Below are 15,456 nucleotides of genomic sequence, written 5' to 3' on the forward strand. Positions count from 1 at the left end.
AGCGAGGTTGAACTGGATTGGCCAGGGGGACGAACTGTCATTGGGGCCTGCAGCATTCAACATATCGCCTCCCTCGTCGCGTTGCTCATCGAGCAATAGCCATGCAGCGGCGCCATGATGCCGCCTGATTGGATTGAGATGCTTCCTCCTACCCTACAGAGTTTCAGCAAGATCCTCGAATGACAGTACACTTCCTCGACTATTTAAGGCGTCCCCATCGTATTTACTGACGCCATGCATTCTATCTCTCGCAGCACGTATCAACCAGTCATATGTCCGAATTTCGATTCGGTCACTCTCTCTTGCGAGATTCCGGACAAAATTGCCGCGTGGCGTTCCGTCCTCCCGAGAAATAATGACCAGACCGTCTGAGTTCGCCCTGATCCCGGGTAGCCCCAAGCCTTGTTCTTTCTTCGGCTTCTTCGCGTAGTTCAGGTTCTCCGTCAGCCAGTCTCTCCATGTAGTGATCTGATGAATCCCTTTACGCAGTCGTTTTTCACCTTGGCCATCCTTCACGGTCAACGGAGCGGTCGGGCTCTCTAACTCCACTAGCAACCACTTGAATCCAGCCGAGGTCACACCAGCGACAAGAAAGTCCGGCACATGTTCGGCTCCAAGTTTCTTCTGGGGAATCACAAAGCTCGCGTGGTTCCCCAGAATCAGGTGAGCAAGGAGCTCGGGGTGATCTTCGAGCACCTTTTGGATGGGTTTTTCGTCTACCGCTGAATGTACTGCCTCTTCCAAGGCCGCCAGGCTAGCGGGATTCGGCGTCTCGTCCACCCGGAACTCTGCGAGCTCGGGAAGCCGCGCGTATCCCGTATCGATCTCCTGCCGAAGCATTGTTACTTGCTGCGCAACAATGTATTGCATGCTACGGTAGTCGGCATCACCGACTCGGGCTAATACACTAACCTGATGGGGCCATGCTCGCCTCCCTATTCCGCCACGGAAGTATATTTGCCCGTCTGATCCGATGCTCGACACCTCCCCTTGGAAAGCCTTTGACGGCGACTCGACAGAGAGAATGTCGCCTATCCCCGGTTGGAGCGTTTCTAGGTGGCGAATTGTGCGCGCCGCATACCGGACTTGAATCCATGCGCTGACATCTGCCTGGTCCTGGAGTTCGTCCAGCTCGACTGGTACGACGTCGAGTGCGGCTTCAAGTTCTCTTAGCCAAGTTATGGAGTTCTCCGAAGGCTGCGGTGGACGGTTTAGCTTGAGAGGCTCGCGCACTGCGCGGGCGAGCCGGACCCGGGCGACTGGTTCAGGCGTATTCATGCCCATTGGAATCCCTAACTTGCCCGCAAGGTCGAGTTGTTGCTGCGAGGGTCCGGATATCAGTGCCTGTAAGCTGCTTACCGCCGTGCGCCAGGGCTCGTCAAGCATCATTCTCCTCCAGCGATACTCGGGTTCGTGTACATGATCGCAGCTCTTGTGGTTGTCTGAGCCAGTTGAGGAAGGCTGGTGGTGGCATGTCTTGGTCCGATGGCTGCGGCCCGAAACCGGTCGCTCACCAGGGTCGCGGCAGGCCAGGCACCTCAGCTTTAGCTTGTGCTTAGCGTTTCTCCGCCGCACTGGTGGTGCGACGCACTCGCGCGGTCGTTCCCGCATCGCCTCGTCGTCGAGCGGGGTCCACTTGCGTTGGGCAGGCCATGGCGTGGCCCTCGCTCGTGGACGGCGAGCAGACGGGCTGAAGGCGACCGCAGTCCATAGCGGGTATCAAGTCTGCGGTGTTGCCGATGCGCGGTTATACCCACTGATTCCGTGCACACCCGTTGCCGGCTCGTCACCCCAGACCGTCGTGGGAAGGGTAGGTGGCCGGGCTGCGAAAGAATCCGTTGAAAAAGTCCTGCCTCGCTAACGGAGTGCGCTGAGTGCTTCGTGGAAGTCTGCAGTCTGGCCTTCGCTCGGGAAGCGTCGGTGGAGTTCTGAGTCGAGTTCGCCGGCGACCATGACGAGTGAAGGCAGCGACTTCCGCGGCCCCTGGAGGGCTTCCATGCCGAGTTGGAAGGCTTCCTCGAGGTCGCCGCGTCGGCTGGCGATGGTGGCCAGGGTGAGCTTGGACTCTGCGATTCTCATTGGTGCGCGGACGATGCCGTCCGGTGTGGTGTTGGCGGCGATGACGATGCGGGCGTGCTCTTCGGCGTGTTCGTCGTCGCCAGCGAGGCGGAAGGCGTCCATGGCGTAGTAGTTCCACTTGGACGGGTCAACGACGAAGTGGTTGTCGACGCGTCCGGGAGTAGGTAGCCGGTTGAGGACCTGGTGCCCGCGCTCGAGGTCGCGGGCGAGGTTGAGATTGTCTCGGATCCGCGCCCGAGCTTTGGCCTCCTGGGCGATGAGCTGGACATGCACGCCGTGTGCGCGGTCGACCGCCTGGCCCGCCTGTGCGGCGCCGACGACATCCGCATACCGGCCCTGCGTGAGTGCGAACCACGCGCTCATCTCATACGTCCAGGCGATGATCTCGCTGTGCCCAGCCTCGTCGCCGAGCTGCCGGGCCGCGGTACGGGTGGCCTCAGCCGCGGTGCGCATACCGAGGTCGTACTCCAGGCAGCCGATCAGCAGCGCGAGCCAGCCGGCGGCGACCAAGAGCTCAGTGTGGTCATGCAGGCCGACGGGCCTGCGAAGGAGTCGGCACACCTGGTCAAGCCACCGGAGTGCCTCGGCGCGAAGGTCGCTGGCGTCCTGGTACGGGTACTGGCAGCACAGGTCGGCGACCGTGGCGTGGAGCCCTTCGAGGGTTCCCGGAGTTGTGTCGGACGCCTGAATACGCCGGATGAGTTCGGCGGTCTGCCAGGGAGTGGTGTCGGTGCTGGCAACAACGTCCAAGTGCGCGGCTGCGATGAGCTCACCGCGTGCGTTGAGAGCCTGGTCGCAGCTGCGGGCCAAGTCCTCGGTCGGCGGCTTCTTCCCCCGCTCGACGTTCGACAGGTACCCCTTGCTGTAGTGCACCTGTAGCGCTAGGTGCGCCAGCGACAGGCCCTGCGTGGTTCGCAGGTTGCGAAGCATCTTCCCGAAGCTCGTCATCGTCACATCCTCGGTGTGGTCGACCCGGTGTTGCCCTGTTGCCCGGGTTTCCTATAGCCGAGAGGCAACGGTAACCCGTGGCGGCCGACCATGAGCGATCTGCAACCTTGACGCATGTCGGGTGAGAACGAGCAGATGGAGTGGACCGGGCGAATCGCCATAACTCCATTAACCGTGCAGGCGTTCCTCGATAGCCGTCAAGCGTCTGTCGAGCTCGTCGACGCGTGTCCGCAGGGCTTCGACCTCGGGCTGGGCGGTGCCGCTCGGCGCTTCGGCATCGGGCACGGCTTGGACGAAGGTTCCGCGCCCGCTGGTCGAGACGAGGATGCCGGCTCTTTGGAGGTCGCGGATCGCACTGTGCACCGTCGGCTCTGCGACGTTGTACGTCTCAGCCAGTGCCCTCAGCGAAGGCAGCTTGTCACCAACGCGGTACCGACCGGCGCTGATCTGCCTGCGCAGGTCATCGGCGATCTGGACATGCAGCGGACGCACGTCGTCCGGGCTGAGGGCCATGGCGGGAGTCTATCTACGCGCACCTATGTGCACCTAAGCGTGTTTTGTTGACGGGCACCAATGGGCGCCCTAGTGTGCCCGAAGGTGTTTGATGCGTCACCGGGAGTTTGACCGGTCGGCCCGTCTGAGCCGGGCGCGTGTGCGGAGCCACACGGTTGCGTGTGGTGAGGCGTGGTGCCTCGTTTCCATCGATCCCGGTCAAGGGAGTGCACTCATGAAGTTGATCGTCGACACCTCGGTTCACACGTTCACGGTGACGAAGGCGGCGGAGCCGAAGACTGATCAGGATGGTCGGCACAAGGCTGATCGGAGGACCGGCGAGCTGTTGTTCGTCGTGCAGGTGATGGCGCTCGAACCTGAGTCCGGGGCGGACATCATCACGATCACTGTGGCGGGGCAACCGCCGAAGGTGGCCGTGGGGCAGACCGTTACCCCGGTCGAGCTGGAAGCCATCCCGTGGGCGACGGGCGGCCGGAACGGTGTCGCCTTCCGCGCGAAGGCGCTGGAGACCAAGCAGGCGGTCAAGGCGGCCTGAACCCCCAGGTCACAGCTGCGAACGCCGAGACACCTTCGAAGTCCCGAGTGCAAACACATTGAGCAGCCTGCCAATCGTGGGCAGGTGGCGCCGCTGAGCGGCGCGGATCACAACAAGTAGAAGAGCGGCCCCCGAAGAGGCCGCTCCCAAAGACGGCGGAGAGCCGGGACTTGGTTTGCAGACCTCCCGGCTCTCTGCCTTCCACAACACCCTGACTAGGAGGGCTGTGGCATGTCTGATGCTACCCACAACCAGTCGCCTGAGGACCCGTACCGGGACCCGATGACCCCTCAGGACAAGCCGGCTGACGCGCCCGACGGCGCTGATCACGAATTCACAAACCCAACCGACGGTCCGGCCGAGGAGCCGGAATCGGATCTGGATGACATCGATGACATCGCCGGTTTGGGCTGGGCGTTGCGGCAGATGCTGCTGCGTGGTTACCGGCTGATGGCGGTGTATGAGCACCTGCGCCAGGCGGTCGACTGGATGGCCGCGGAACTGAGGGTGCAGGAGCAGGTTCTCAACGATGCCCGCGAGTTCGATGCGGACATGGACTGCCGCCAAGGCGAAGCAGTGTTCGCAGACGCGACCGCGATGACGGCGACGATCGCCGGCGAACGGGACCGTGCCGCCGAAGTGGTGTGCGCGATCTTCGGGCAGAACGCGTTCAAGACGGGCCAGGTCCACAAGACCTTCTACAAGGCCCAAGCCGCCCTCGACGACATCGCCAGAGCAACCACCCCCACGACCCCCGGGGGTGGCGACGATGCCGCGTAACCGAGGAGGCCGCAGTAACCGAGCGCGTGCGGTAGAGAACGTCAAACCCCGCATCCACCAACGCTGGGGCGCGCAGCTGCTGCTCGCGTTCTGGCGGTGGCTGCCCGAACTCGGGTTGGCCGGCGGCACGGCGACGGTGTTCGTGTATCTGGTCCGGATGGACCTGCCCGCCTGGGCAGCAGGATCAGTGATCGTCGCACCCGTCGCTGTGGCGCTGGTGGTGCCGTACTCGGGCAGGGTGCTGATCGCGGTGTTCTGGGTCGACGTGACCCGGCACCGGCTGCGCACCTTCATGGCCGAGAACGGCTTGCGTAACCGGTCCGGCCGGTTGCCGTGGCTGCTGTTCGTCTACCCCACCAGGGTAGGGGAGCGGGCCTGGATGGTCCTGGTCGGCGGGATCTGCGTGGAAGACGTCGAGGAACGCATCCGGTCCCTCGGCTCCACCTGCTACGCCCGCTCTGGCCAAGTCACCGTCCACCGGCGGTGGACGCATCTGATCCGGATCGACATCACCCGCCGGGACCCACTCGACTCCAAGACCCCGGTCGAGTCCGGCCTCATCCCCAAGGGCACCGAACAAGCCCTCATCCCCGCCAACATCCCCACCGCCGACCAAGCGGCTGGTGTGCGGGCTTCTGAGTGGGCCGTCGGCATCGGCCTACCCCTCAACAACCACGACGTCGACGAGAACGACACCCAAGTGATCCAGAGCCGTCAGGGCGCCAGGAGCGGCGCCGGCGGCAAGGCCAACGGCCAGGTGACCGACAACACGAGCACGTCGGGGTTCGCCGCTGCGAAGGAGACCACCAGGAAACGAACCACGACCAAGAAGGAGACCCCGGCACCTGCGCCAGATCGGCCGGCTCCGGTGTTGTCGGCCTCCGGTGAGGACGTGTCCGATTATGTCTAGCCGCCACATCGGCGGAACGGTTGTCCCCGGCCCACGGGCCGGGGACAACCCCCCATCCGCCCACAACGAACCAACCCAGGTTCTCCCCACCTACCCGCCCGCCGACGAGCTTGCGTCGTCGCCGTCGCGGCGGCTGCTGCGTCGTCGACTCCGCCGCGGTGGCGCGTCGGTGTCGGGGCTGTCGGCCTACGACAAGGTGCACTTCGGCATCGACGAGTACGGCCGCCCCCTGCGCGTCGAACTCGCCTCCCGCAGCCTCCTCGCCGGGGGGCTGTCGAGGTCGGGGAAGTCCGGGTTCATGTCCAACGGGGTCGGCCACATGTCCCAGTGCACCGACGCCCGCATCATCCTCATCGACGGCAAGATCGTCGAACTGATCCTGTGGAAGGAGATCGCCGACTTCTTCGTCGGCCCCGACGCCCACCTCGCCAACCACGTCCTGTCCGTCCTCCAGGCCGAGATGGACCGCCGGTATGAGTGGCTGACCGAACGGCGGCGCAGGAAGGTCGTCAAGGGCGACGGCATGGACCTGATCACCGTCTGGATCGACGAACTCTCGGTCTTCACCTCCGTCTACGGCACCAAGGAATCCCAGGAGCGGTTCCTGTCCCTGCTGATGGACCTCGTACAACGAGGCCCCGCCGCCGGGATCGTCGTCGTCGCCGCCACCCAGAGGCCTTCGGCGGACATCGTGCCCACCCGGGTGCGGGACGTGTTCTCCTACCGGGTCGCGTTCCGCTGCGCCACCGAAGCATCGAGCGACATCATCCTGGGCACCGACTGGGCCGCCCAAGGCTTCGACGCCTCCAAGATCCCACCCAACCGGCCCGGCGTCGGCTACTGCCTCGCCGAAGAAGGCCGGCCGTTCCGGTTCCGCTCCGTCTACCTGACCGATGACGAGATCGACACCCTCGTCGCACGCTCCCTGTCCATCCGCGGCGGCCAATTCGGGGGTGTGGCATGACGCGCCAGTCCGAAGCCGCAGCGCCCACCCAGGTCCCTCACGAGCAACTGGCCGAGCTTCAGCGGCTGATCGACGCACACGCGCAGGCGAAGTGGGACATGGCCTACGCCTTCGTCGACGACGGCATCCCGTCGCCCGAGCAGATGCAGGCGGTTCATCGCACCGACCGGAAGGTCGGCGAATGGATGGTCCGCCACGGCTACGACTACCGCCGGGCCGAGGAGGAGCGGCCATGACCTCCTACAACGGTCCCCGCAACTCCGGGCGCCGGCGGGCTCGTCGACGTCCTGGTGCTCGTCGACGTCGACGCCTCGACTCCCGCTTCTACGACCCGACCGGTGCCAGCCACGGCGGCACCCCCACCTATCCGTGGCGAATGGCACCTGACGGGCTCGCGACGAGGCGGCAGCTGCTCGCGCTCGAGCTCCGTCCGGGCGGCCAGCCGATCGCGGCGCAGATCCTGTGGATACGGCGCGGCAAACCCGCCGTCGCCTACCTCTACCGAATCGAGCACGCGAAGCCGAAGCGCATCCCGTCGCTGGCGCAGCTGCACGCGATCGAGAAGGCACTGGCCGCACGGCGGGTCTGTCCCGACTGCGGGGTCGACGCCGGCTACACGATCCCGACGTCGCTGGGCTGCTGCGTCGACTGCCACCAGGCCCACCAGGCCGTCACGGGCAGGAGGGCAGCGGCATGAACACCGGCGACAACAGCGCGGCCACCGACGGCGGTCGAGAACTGTCCTACGCGCAGCGGGTCAAGGCCCGGCTGATCCAGCGCGGCTACCGCCGCGACATCCACGGCAGTAACGCCTACACCCTCGGCGCCGTGCACTTCATCCTCACCTCCGCCAAGGCCGCACCCACGCCCGAGCTCATGGCGGCCGAGGTCGACAAGGCCCTGGAGGTCCTTGCCGCTCTGGAGGAGTTCGCCAACGACACAGACCCCACCCACACCACGACGAAGAGAGGAGATGGCAGGCCATGAGCGTGCGTTCGTACCAGGTGTGGGGCGCGGCGTGTGACTCCTGCGACGCCGAGTTCGAAACCAGCCACAACGAACTGCCCTGCGACCGCGAAGACCTCGCCGACTTCGGCTGGGCCGTCGACGGCGACAACGCCCTCTGCCCGGCCTGCGCCGCCAGGGAGGGGACTCGACCCGAAGACCGGAAAATCACCCAGCTCGCCGACAGGCGGAACAGCGCTGGACGGCGCGGGTGACCGACTCGACGACGACCATCACCCCCGGTACCACTCCGGTGCCGGGGGCGGTGGCCGCTGCCGAGAACACCACCAAGAACCCGGCCATGCCGCGGCTGGCCGACTATGACCAGTGGCTCGCGGGGCAGGCCGAGCTCGTCGACGACCAGGACCGCTTCGCCAGGCATTCGGCGATGCGCCGGGCCACCCGAGATGACTACGGCCGGTGGCTGTCTCACATCCACTCCGCCGCAGGCTGCACCAACCCGATCCGGCTGGCCGGGAAGTTCCGAACCGCGACCGTCAACACCACCACCGGCGAGGTCGTCTCGGACGGGCCGGAGCGTTCGACGGCTGACATCCCGGACGGGGTGATCTACAAGGCCTGCGGGAACCGCAGAGCTTCGGTGTGCCCGTCATGTTCGGAGATCTACCGGGCCGACGCCTACCAGCTCGTCCTCGCCGGGATGCGCGGCGGCAAAGGCGTTCCCGAGACTGTGTCCGGGCATCCGGCCGTGTTCGCCACCGTCACCGCCCCCGGCTTCGGGATCGTCCACACCACCCGCACCAACAAGAAGGGACAGCCCGCACCCTGCCGGGCCCGCAGAACCCCCGACATCTGCCCGCACGGGATCGACATGCGCTGCATGATCAGGCACTCCGAGGGTGACGAGCGGCTCGGCCGGCCACTGTGCCCGGACTGCTACGACTACGACCACCACGCCGTCTGGAACGGCCTGGTCGGCGAACTGTGGCGACGCACCACCATGAAAGCCAACCGCGAACTCGGCAAGTGGGCCCGCCGCCACGGCCTGACCGAACGGGTCGTGAACCCGCACACGGGCAAGGTCACCTCGAAGGTGCCGGTGCGGATCTCTTTCGGGAAGGTCGCGGAGTTCCAGCGCCGCGGCCTGGTCCACTTCCACATCCTCGCCCGCTTCGACGGCATCCACCCCCTCGACCCAGACCAGGTGGTAGCACCACCGGAGTGGGCGACGGTGTTCCTCCTGAAGTGGATGCTCGAACACGCTGTTGCCGACACGACCTGGCGCACCCCGCCCCTGGTCGTCCACGGCCGCCGCGGACGCCTGCTCGTCGACAAGCCCCAGGGATGGCCCCTTGCGTGGGGTGAACAGGTCGACGTCCGCCCTGTCCGCCTGCGCGGGGAGGACCAGCTGACCGGCGAACGGGTCGTCGATGAGCTCGACAACGCCGCTGAGCAGACCGACAAGCACGGGCGCCGGCGGCTGCTGTCCGGCCCGGCCGTCGCGGGCTACCTGGCCAAGTACGCCACCAAAGCCACCGAAGCGACCGGACACACCTCCCGCAAAATCACCGACGAGACGGTCGACTTCTACGCCAACGACACCCACCCCGGACGCATCATCGAAGCCTGCTGGCGCCTCAGCCAGAAAGGCCGACAACCCGCGGACGAGTGGCGCAACAGCTGGTACTACACCCTGCGCAGGTGGGCGCACATGCTCGGCTACGGAGGCCACTTCTTCTCCAAATCCCGCCGCTACTCCACCACCTTCAAACGCCTCCGCCAAGCCCGCATCGACTACCGCCGAGCCCACCACGAGACAGCCGACCACCTCGAGGAGAACGAGGTCCTGGAGGTCATCGGCGAACTTGTCTACGCCGGCTCGGGCTGGCACACCACCGGCGACGCCATGCTCGCCAACACCGCCGCCGCCATGGCCCGCGAACGACGCCAGACCGGACGACTGGAGATCGCAACATCAGGTTGACGCCACATCGGACTGCATTGCAGGGAAGGGAAGCAATCATGAGTCACGAGCGACTGTGGACACCGAGCCAGGTGTCGGAGTACCTGGGTGTGCCGGTCGACACGCTGTACCGGTGGCGCTACCTCGGCACCGGCCCGAAGGCCGCACGGATCGGCAAGCACCTGCGCTATGACCCGGCCGACGTTTACGCCTGGGTCGAGGAGCAGAAGGCTGTGGCGTGATGGCTCGTCCTCGGCTGCCGGTGGGTACGGCGGGGCAGGTACGTGTCTACGCGACGTCGAACGGATGGCGTGCCAGATGCCAGGTCCGCGACTACGACGGGCAGGTGCGCGACATCGAGCGTCGGGCGTCAACGAAGGCGAAGGCCAAGGTCCGGCTAGCTGAGGCAGTACGGGATCGCGTGCGGCCGTTCGATGACGCGACCCTGACTGGCGAGTCGAAGATTGGTGAACTTGCCGAACTCTGGTTCGCCGAGGTGCGCGACCTGGACAGGTCTCCCACGACGATGGAGCAGTACCGCTACAGCCTGGACAACCGGATCCTCCCTGCGATGGGTGGCCTCCGGCTCCAGGAGGTCAGCGTGTCGAGGGTCGACCAGACAGTGAAGGTCATCCGCGCGAAGCACGGCGCAGCTACAGCACGGATGGCCAGGTCGATCCTGTCCGGCATGTTCGGACTGGCCGTTAGACACGATGCAATGGTGGCCAACCCAGCCCGCGACATCGCCCGTATCGAGTCCGACGAGAAGGCTGCCCGGTCACTGACCGTTGACGAGGCCCGTGATCTGCGAGCGAAGATCGTGGCTAGTGAGAAGGCTGTCGCCTGGGACCTGCCTGACTTCACCGACATGATGTTGGCCACCGGCTTCCGCATCGGCGAGACGTCCGCGATCACCTGGGATGCCCTCGACTTCGGCGTCGGCACGGTCAGACTGCGCGGCACCGTCATTCGGCTGAAGGGCCAGGGATTGATCCTGAAACTGCGGCCGAAGCGGCGCGGGAGCGAACGGACCCTGGAGCTGCCGTCGTGGGCCGTGGACATGCTGAGGGCACGCCGCGAGCGCCGCGACAGCTGGGTGACCAAGGCCAAGGTCCTCCAGGATGGCGAGATCACGATCCGCGAGGTGGAGCCCGTCTTCACTGCCCCGATGGGTGGTCTGCGGGATCCGTCGAACACCCAGTCAGACCTCCGGGCAGTGTTCGACGCGGCCGGCTACGACTGGGTGAGCTCGCACGTGTTCCGGAAGACTGTCGGCAGTCTCATGGATGCGGCAGGGCTGTCCGCCCGGGCGGCCGCGGACCAGCTCGGCCACAAGCGAGTGTCGATGACTCAGGACCGCTACATGGGTCGTGGTCTAGTCCGAACCGGCGCCAAGGACGTGCTCGAGCGGCTTGTTCAAGACGACCGGCCAAGCTGAATTCTGGGAGTAAAGTGGGAGTGCGATGAAGGGCGCCTACGCTGCACCCGTTCTGACCTGCGGTTTTGAGCCAGCGAGGGGACTTGAACCCCTAACCGCCCGATTACAAGTCGGGTGCGCTACCAGTTGCGCCACGCTGGCCGGGCGCCGCCAAGCCTAGCCGCGCGGGCCACCAGCCCCACCTGCGGCCCGGCCGACGCCGACCCGAGCACGAAGACACACACACCACAGACCTCAGCGAGGCCGCGCGGCCCCGGTCGACCCGCGCACCACCAGCTCGGGCCGGAAGAGGTACTCCGAGTGCGGCGCGCCGTGCCCGTGGATCTCGTCGATCAACGCGCGCACGGCCGCCAGCCCCATCGCGTGGACGGGTTGGCGCACGGTGGTCAGCGGCGGGTCGGTGAACGCGATCAGCGGGGAGTCGTCGAACCCGACCACGGACACGTCCCGGGGCACCTCCAGCCCGCGCTGGCGGACCGCCCGGATCGCGCCGAGCGCCATCAGGTCCGAGCCGCACACGATCCCGGTGACCCCCTCGGCCAGTAGCCGGGTGGCAGCGGCGTGGCCGCCCTCGACGGAGAACAGCGACTGCTCCACCAGCCCGACGACCCCGGACGCCTTCGAAGGAGGAGAACCCACTGACGCGCTGAACGCCGCCAGCTTCCGCTGCACCGGCACATACCGGTCCGGCCCGCACGCGAACCCCATCCGCCGGTGTCCGAGGCTGGCGAGGTGCTGCACGGCGAGTTCGGTCGCCACCGCGTCGTCGGTGGACACGAACGGCGCGTCGACCTGTTCGACGTACCCGTTGACGAACACCACGGGCAGCCCGCGCCCGGTCAGCTTCTGGTAGCGCCCGGGGTCGCTGGACAGGTCGGAGTGCAGGCCGGAGACGAAGATGATCCCGGACACGCCACGGTCGAGGAGCATCTCGACGTACTCGTCCTCGCCGACCCCGCCGGGCGTCTGGGTGCACAGCACCGGGGTGTAGCCGTGGTGGCCGCAGGTCGTCTCGATCACCTGGGCGAACGCCGGAAAGATCGGATTGTCCAGTTCTGGTACGACGAGACCGATCAGACCCGCGCTGCGCTGCCGCAGCCGGGCAGGTCGCTCGTACCCCAGCACGTCCAGCGCGGTGAGCACGGCCCGCGTGGTCTCCGGGCTCACCCCGGGCCGGCCGTTGAGGACTCTCGACACGGTCGCCTCGCTCACCCCCGCCTGGGCAGCAAGGTCGACCAGACGCGCCCGCTTGCCAGGCCCTCCGTGCATGGTCCCTCCGTCTGTCGGTCCGGCGAGGGTCACCCGCCGGCAGGTCTGGCCGGGACGGGGATCTCCCGCCGAGCAGCGAGACGGCGACCCACGCCGTCCGGCCAGCATCAGCATGCACGGATCGGACCGTTCTTGCAGAAAACCCGTGGAAGAAGCCGCAAGTTTTCGACGCGTCGCACTTGTGATCTCACCCAACGTACTGACGATCACACACCGGGAACGGCAGCCAGCGGCCGGTTTCGGGCTGACCGCTCGCCACCTGGTGACATCCAGGTGAGCGCCGTGTCACCATGACCCTGCCCGTGGCGTCGCACAAAAGGCACGCCAGCAACCCTTTGCTCGGATCGTCCGGCACGTTCCTGCCGGTGAAGGGATGGAGCTTCTTCATGGCTACCGTCACGTACGACAGCGCGTCCAGGATCTACCCCGGCTCCGACAAGCCCGCGGTGGACAAGCTCGACCTCGACATCGCCGACGGCGAGTTCATGGTCCTCGTCGGCCCCTCCGGATGCGGGAAGTCCACCTCCCTGCGCATGCTCGCGGGGCTGGAGGAGATCAACGACGGTGCGGTCCGCATCGGCGACCGGGACGTCACCCACCTCCCGCCGAAGGACCGCGACATCGCGATGGTGTTCCAGAACTACGCGCTCTACCCACACATGTCGGTCGCGGAGAACATGGGCTTCGCGCTGAAGATGCAGGGCGTGTCCAAGGAGCAGCGTCTGCAGAAGGTCCGCGAGGCCGCGCAGCTGCTGGGCCTGGAGGAGTTCCTCGACCGCAAGCCGAAGGCGCTGTCCGGTGGTCAGCGTCAGCGCGTCGCGATGGGCCGCGCGATCGTCCGGGAGCCGAAGGTCTTCCTCATGGACGAGCCGCTGTCCAACCTGGACGCCAAGCTGCGTGTGTCGACCCGTACCCAGATCGCGGCGCTGCAGCGCCGCCTCGGCATCACCACGGTCTACGTCACCCACGACCAGACCGAGGCGATGACGATGGGCGACCGGGTGGCGGTCCTCAAGGACGGCCTCCTGCAGCAGAACGACACCCCGCTGAACCTCTACGACAAGCCGAACAACGTCTTCGTGGCGGGCTTCATCGGCTCTCCGGCGATGAACCTGCTCGACGGCAAGGTCACCGAGTCCGGCGTCGACGTCGGCGGCTACGTCATCCCGCTCCTGCCGGCCGTGCGCAGCAAGCTCGGCCAGGACGCCGCGGCGACCGTCGGCATCCGTCCGGAGGCTTTCCGCATCGTCTCCAACGAGGAGAACGGCCTGCCGGTCGAGGTGGCCGTGGTCGAGGAGCTCGGCGCGGACGCCTACCTCTACGGCCTGGTCGGCAACGGTGACGAGCAGAAGGAGATCATCGCTCGCATCGACGCCCGCCGCCCGCCGGAGAAGGGCGCCAAGGTGAAGCTCGCCGCCGACACCGAGCGGATCCACGTCTTCTCCGCCTCCACCGGCGACCGCCTCACCGACTGAGCAGCCGCCACCCGGTGCGGGCCACCGCCGCACCGACAACGACACCGGTCGACCACGGTCGGCCACGGGGGTCCGCCGGTTTCACCCGGCGGGCCCCCGTCGTTTTGTCTCCCGGACCTCCTAGCGGATTAACTGGTCCCCATGCCTCGGTTCGCCTCCATGGCCGCAGACCCCGGCCTGCTCGCCCTCCCGTGGAACACCCCGCTCGCGGAGTGGCCGCAGCACCACCTGGTCGCCCTCCCCCGCGGTATCTCCCGCCACGTGGTGCGGTTCATCCGCAACCGCGGTCAGGTGTACGCGCTGAAGGAGGCCGCCGAGCGGTTCGTCGTACGGGAGAACCGCCTGCTCCGCGACCTCGAACGCCTCGACGTCCCCTCCGTGGACTCCGTCGGCATCGTCCTGGACCGGGTCGATGCCCAGGGCGAGCCGATCGACCCGATCCTGATCACCCGGCACCTGTCGTTCTCCCTGCCCTACCGCGCGGTCTTCTCCCGTACGCTCCGCCCGGACACGGTCGTACGCCTGGTCGACGCGCTTGCCGCGCTGCTCGTCCGGCTGCACCTGGCCGGCTTCTTCTGGGGCGACTGCTCGCTGTCCAACACGTTGTTCCGGCGGGACGCGGGCGCGTTCGCGGCCTACCTCGTCGATGCCGAGACCGGCGACCTGCACGACGAGCTGTCCCCCGGCCAGCGCTCCTACGACCTGGACCTCGCGCACACCAACATCTTCGGTGAGCTGATGGACCTGCAGGCCGGCGGCTACCTGTCGGAGGACCTCGAGCTCCTCGAGCTCGCCGACACCGTGGTCGAGCGCTACCAGCGGCTCTGGGCGGAGCTGACCGAGCCGGAGGAGTTCGACACCGGCGAGATGTACCGCCTGGAGCAGCGCATCCAGCGGCTGAACGACCTCGGCTTCGACGTCGCCGAACTCGACATCCACACCGACTTCGACGGCCGGCACATCCGCATCCAGCCGAAGGTCGTCGACGCCGGGCACCACTCCCGCCGGCTGCTGCGGCTCACCGGCCTGGACGTGGAGGAGAACCAGGCGCGCCGGCTGCTCAACGACCTGGACGCGTTCCGGGCCGCGACCGAGCAGCAGTACGAGGACGAGGAGATCGTCGCGCACCAGTGGCTCACCGAGGTGTTCGAGCCCGTCGTACAGGCGGTGCCATCGGAGCTGCGCGGCAAGCTGGAACCCGCCGAGGTGTTCCACGAGGTGCTCGAACACCGGTGGTACCGCTCCGAGAGCGCCCACCGGGAGCTGCCGCTGCTGGAGTCGGCCCGCTCCTACGTGGACACGGTTCTGCGGACCCGCCCGGACGAACGCGAGGCGCTGCCGCGCGGCGACGACACCCTGACCGACATGGAAGCCGTACCCGACGACACCCTCACCGACATGGAGCCGGTGCGCGACGTCGAGCCCTGAGCGGGGCCGGCGCGCCGGCACACCGACGTCAAGCGGGCGTTGACAGTTGGCCAACGGCTGCAGTCGTTCGCACTCCGGCCGCCGGGGGAAGCTGCGTCCCCGCTCCGCCCGGGGCCATCGGACCGCCCTGCCGCCACCAACTGGTCTGCCGCAGCGCGCCCTGCCAACTGAAGCTGATGTGGATGTGG

Annotated in this window: 17 protein-coding genes and 1 tRNA gene; 13 read left to right on the plus strand and 5 right to left on the minus strand. The window is 66.9% G+C overall.

Annotated features, from left to right (window positions below):
• Positions 1-153: 153 nt before the first annotated feature.
• The 3 genes from ABZV93_RS12015 to ABZV93_RS12025 form a co-directional block, all read right to left on the minus strand.
• Entirely contained in the window at positions 154-1,386 is a 1,233-nt protein-coding gene (locus ABZV93_RS12015; protein WP_354933803.1) for a Shedu anti-phage system protein SduA domain-containing protein, read from the minus strand.
• Between the two features lie 471 nt (positions 1,387-1,857).
• Positions 1,858-3,027 carry a helix-turn-helix domain-containing protein gene (locus ABZV93_RS12020; protein WP_354933805.1) on the minus strand — a complete coding sequence of 390 codons (1,170 nt, stop codon included), beginning with the start codon at positions 3,025-3,027 and terminating at the stop codon, positions 1,858-1,860.
• A gap of 168 nt (positions 3,028-3,195) precedes the next feature.
• Complete coding sequence (locus ABZV93_RS12025; RefSeq protein ID WP_354933807.1) at positions 3,196-3,540, minus strand: GntR family transcriptional regulator; 345 nt, start codon at positions 3,538-3,540, stop codon at positions 3,196-3,198.
• A 214-nt stretch (positions 3,541-3,754) separates the two neighbouring features.
• Here ABZV93_RS12025 and ABZV93_RS12030 point away from each other — a divergent pair, with 214 nt between their 5' ends.
• From ABZV93_RS12030 to ABZV93_RS12080, 11 genes are all read left to right on the plus strand, one after another.
• Entirely contained in the window at positions 3,755-4,075 is a 321-nt protein-coding gene (locus tag ABZV93_RS12030) for a hypothetical protein (RefSeq protein WP_354933987.1), read from the plus strand.
• A 231-nt stretch (positions 4,076-4,306) separates the two neighbouring features.
• On the plus strand, positions 4,307-4,855 hold the full coding sequence (locus ABZV93_RS12035; RefSeq protein ID WP_354933809.1) for a hypothetical protein: 549 nt from the start codon (positions 4,307-4,309) through the stop codon (positions 4,853-4,855).
• Entirely contained in the window at positions 4,845-5,765 is a 921-nt protein-coding gene (locus ABZV93_RS12040; RefSeq protein ID WP_354933811.1) for a hypothetical protein, read from the plus strand. Before ABZV93_RS12035 ends, ABZV93_RS12040 begins: the two co-directional genes overlap by 11 nt.
• A 169-nt stretch (positions 5,766-5,934) precedes the next feature.
• Positions 5,935-6,729, plus strand: coding sequence for a cell division protein FtsK (locus tag ABZV93_RS12045; RefSeq protein WP_354933813.1), 795 nt, complete (start codon positions 5,935-5,937; stop codon positions 6,727-6,729).
• Complete coding sequence (locus ABZV93_RS12050) at positions 6,726-6,965, plus strand: hypothetical protein (protein ID WP_354933815.1); 240 nt, start codon at positions 6,726-6,728, stop codon at positions 6,963-6,965. The genes ABZV93_RS12045 and ABZV93_RS12050 overlap by 4 nt, the downstream gene beginning before the upstream one ends.
• Positions 6,962-7,426: an RRQRL motif-containing zinc-binding protein gene (locus tag ABZV93_RS12055; RefSeq protein ID WP_354933817.1), complete on the plus strand. Its 465-nt coding sequence runs from the start codon at positions 6,962-6,964 to the stop codon at positions 7,424-7,426. Before ABZV93_RS12050 ends, ABZV93_RS12055 begins: the two co-directional genes overlap by 4 nt.
• The gene (locus tag ABZV93_RS12060; protein WP_354933819.1) at positions 7,423-7,716 is read left to right on the plus strand and encodes a hypothetical protein; all 294 of its coding nucleotides are present in this window, start codon (positions 7,423-7,425) and stop codon (positions 7,714-7,716) included. Before ABZV93_RS12055 ends, ABZV93_RS12060 begins: the two co-directional genes overlap by 4 nt.
• The gene (locus tag ABZV93_RS12065) at positions 7,713-7,949 is read left to right on the plus strand and encodes a hypothetical protein (RefSeq protein WP_354933821.1); all 237 of its coding nucleotides are present in this window, start codon (positions 7,713-7,715) and stop codon (positions 7,947-7,949) included. The genes ABZV93_RS12060 and ABZV93_RS12065 overlap by 4 nt, the downstream gene beginning before the upstream one ends.
• The gene (locus tag ABZV93_RS12070; protein WP_354933823.1) at positions 7,946-9,679 is read left to right on the plus strand and encodes a replication initiator; all 1,734 of its coding nucleotides are present in this window, start codon (positions 7,946-7,948) and stop codon (positions 9,677-9,679) included. Before ABZV93_RS12065 ends, ABZV93_RS12070 begins: the two co-directional genes overlap by 4 nt.
• Positions 9,680-9,717: 38 nt before the next feature.
• A complete protein-coding gene (locus tag ABZV93_RS12075; protein WP_354933825.1) occupies positions 9,718-9,900 on the plus strand; it encodes a helix-turn-helix domain-containing protein in 183 nt (60 codons plus the stop codon).
• A 104-nt stretch (positions 9,901-10,004) separates the two neighbouring features.
• Positions 10,005-11,096: a tyrosine-type recombinase/integrase gene (locus ABZV93_RS12080; RefSeq protein ID WP_354933827.1), complete on the plus strand. Its 1,092-nt coding sequence runs from the start codon at positions 10,005-10,007 to the stop codon at positions 11,094-11,096.
• 68 nt (positions 11,097-11,164) lie between these two features.
• Here the strand turns inward: ABZV93_RS12080 and ABZV93_RS12085 are convergent.
• Positions 11,165-11,237: transfer RNA gene (locus ABZV93_RS12085), tRNA-Thr, on the minus strand.
• A gap of 93 nt (positions 11,238-11,330) precedes the next feature.
• Positions 11,331-12,365 carry a LacI family DNA-binding transcriptional regulator gene (locus tag ABZV93_RS12090; protein ID WP_354933829.1) on the minus strand — a complete coding sequence of 345 codons (1,035 nt, stop codon included), beginning with the start codon at positions 12,363-12,365 and terminating at the stop codon, positions 11,331-11,333.
• Positions 12,366-12,751: 386 nt separating this feature from the next.
• Here ABZV93_RS12090 and ugpC point away from each other — a divergent pair, with 386 nt between their 5' ends.
• Together ugpC and ABZV93_RS12100 are read left to right on the plus strand one after the other, a co-directional pair.
• Positions 12,752-13,840, plus strand: coding sequence for a sn-glycerol-3-phosphate ABC transporter ATP-binding protein UgpC (gene ugpC / locus ABZV93_RS12095; RefSeq protein WP_354933831.1), 1,089 nt, complete (start codon positions 12,752-12,754; stop codon positions 13,838-13,840).
• Between the two features lie 141 nt (positions 13,841-13,981).
• Positions 13,982-15,268: a DUF4032 domain-containing protein gene (locus ABZV93_RS12100; RefSeq protein WP_354933833.1), complete on the plus strand. Its 1,287-nt coding sequence runs from the start codon at positions 13,982-13,984 to the stop codon at positions 15,266-15,268.
• Positions 15,269-15,456 lie beyond the last annotated feature (188 nt).

Origin of the sequence: Actinopolymorpha sp. NPDC004070 (assembly GCF_040610475.1) — a bacterium.
Classification (GTDB): domain Bacteria; phylum Actinomycetota; class Actinomycetes; order Propionibacteriales; family Actinopolymorphaceae; genus Actinopolymorpha.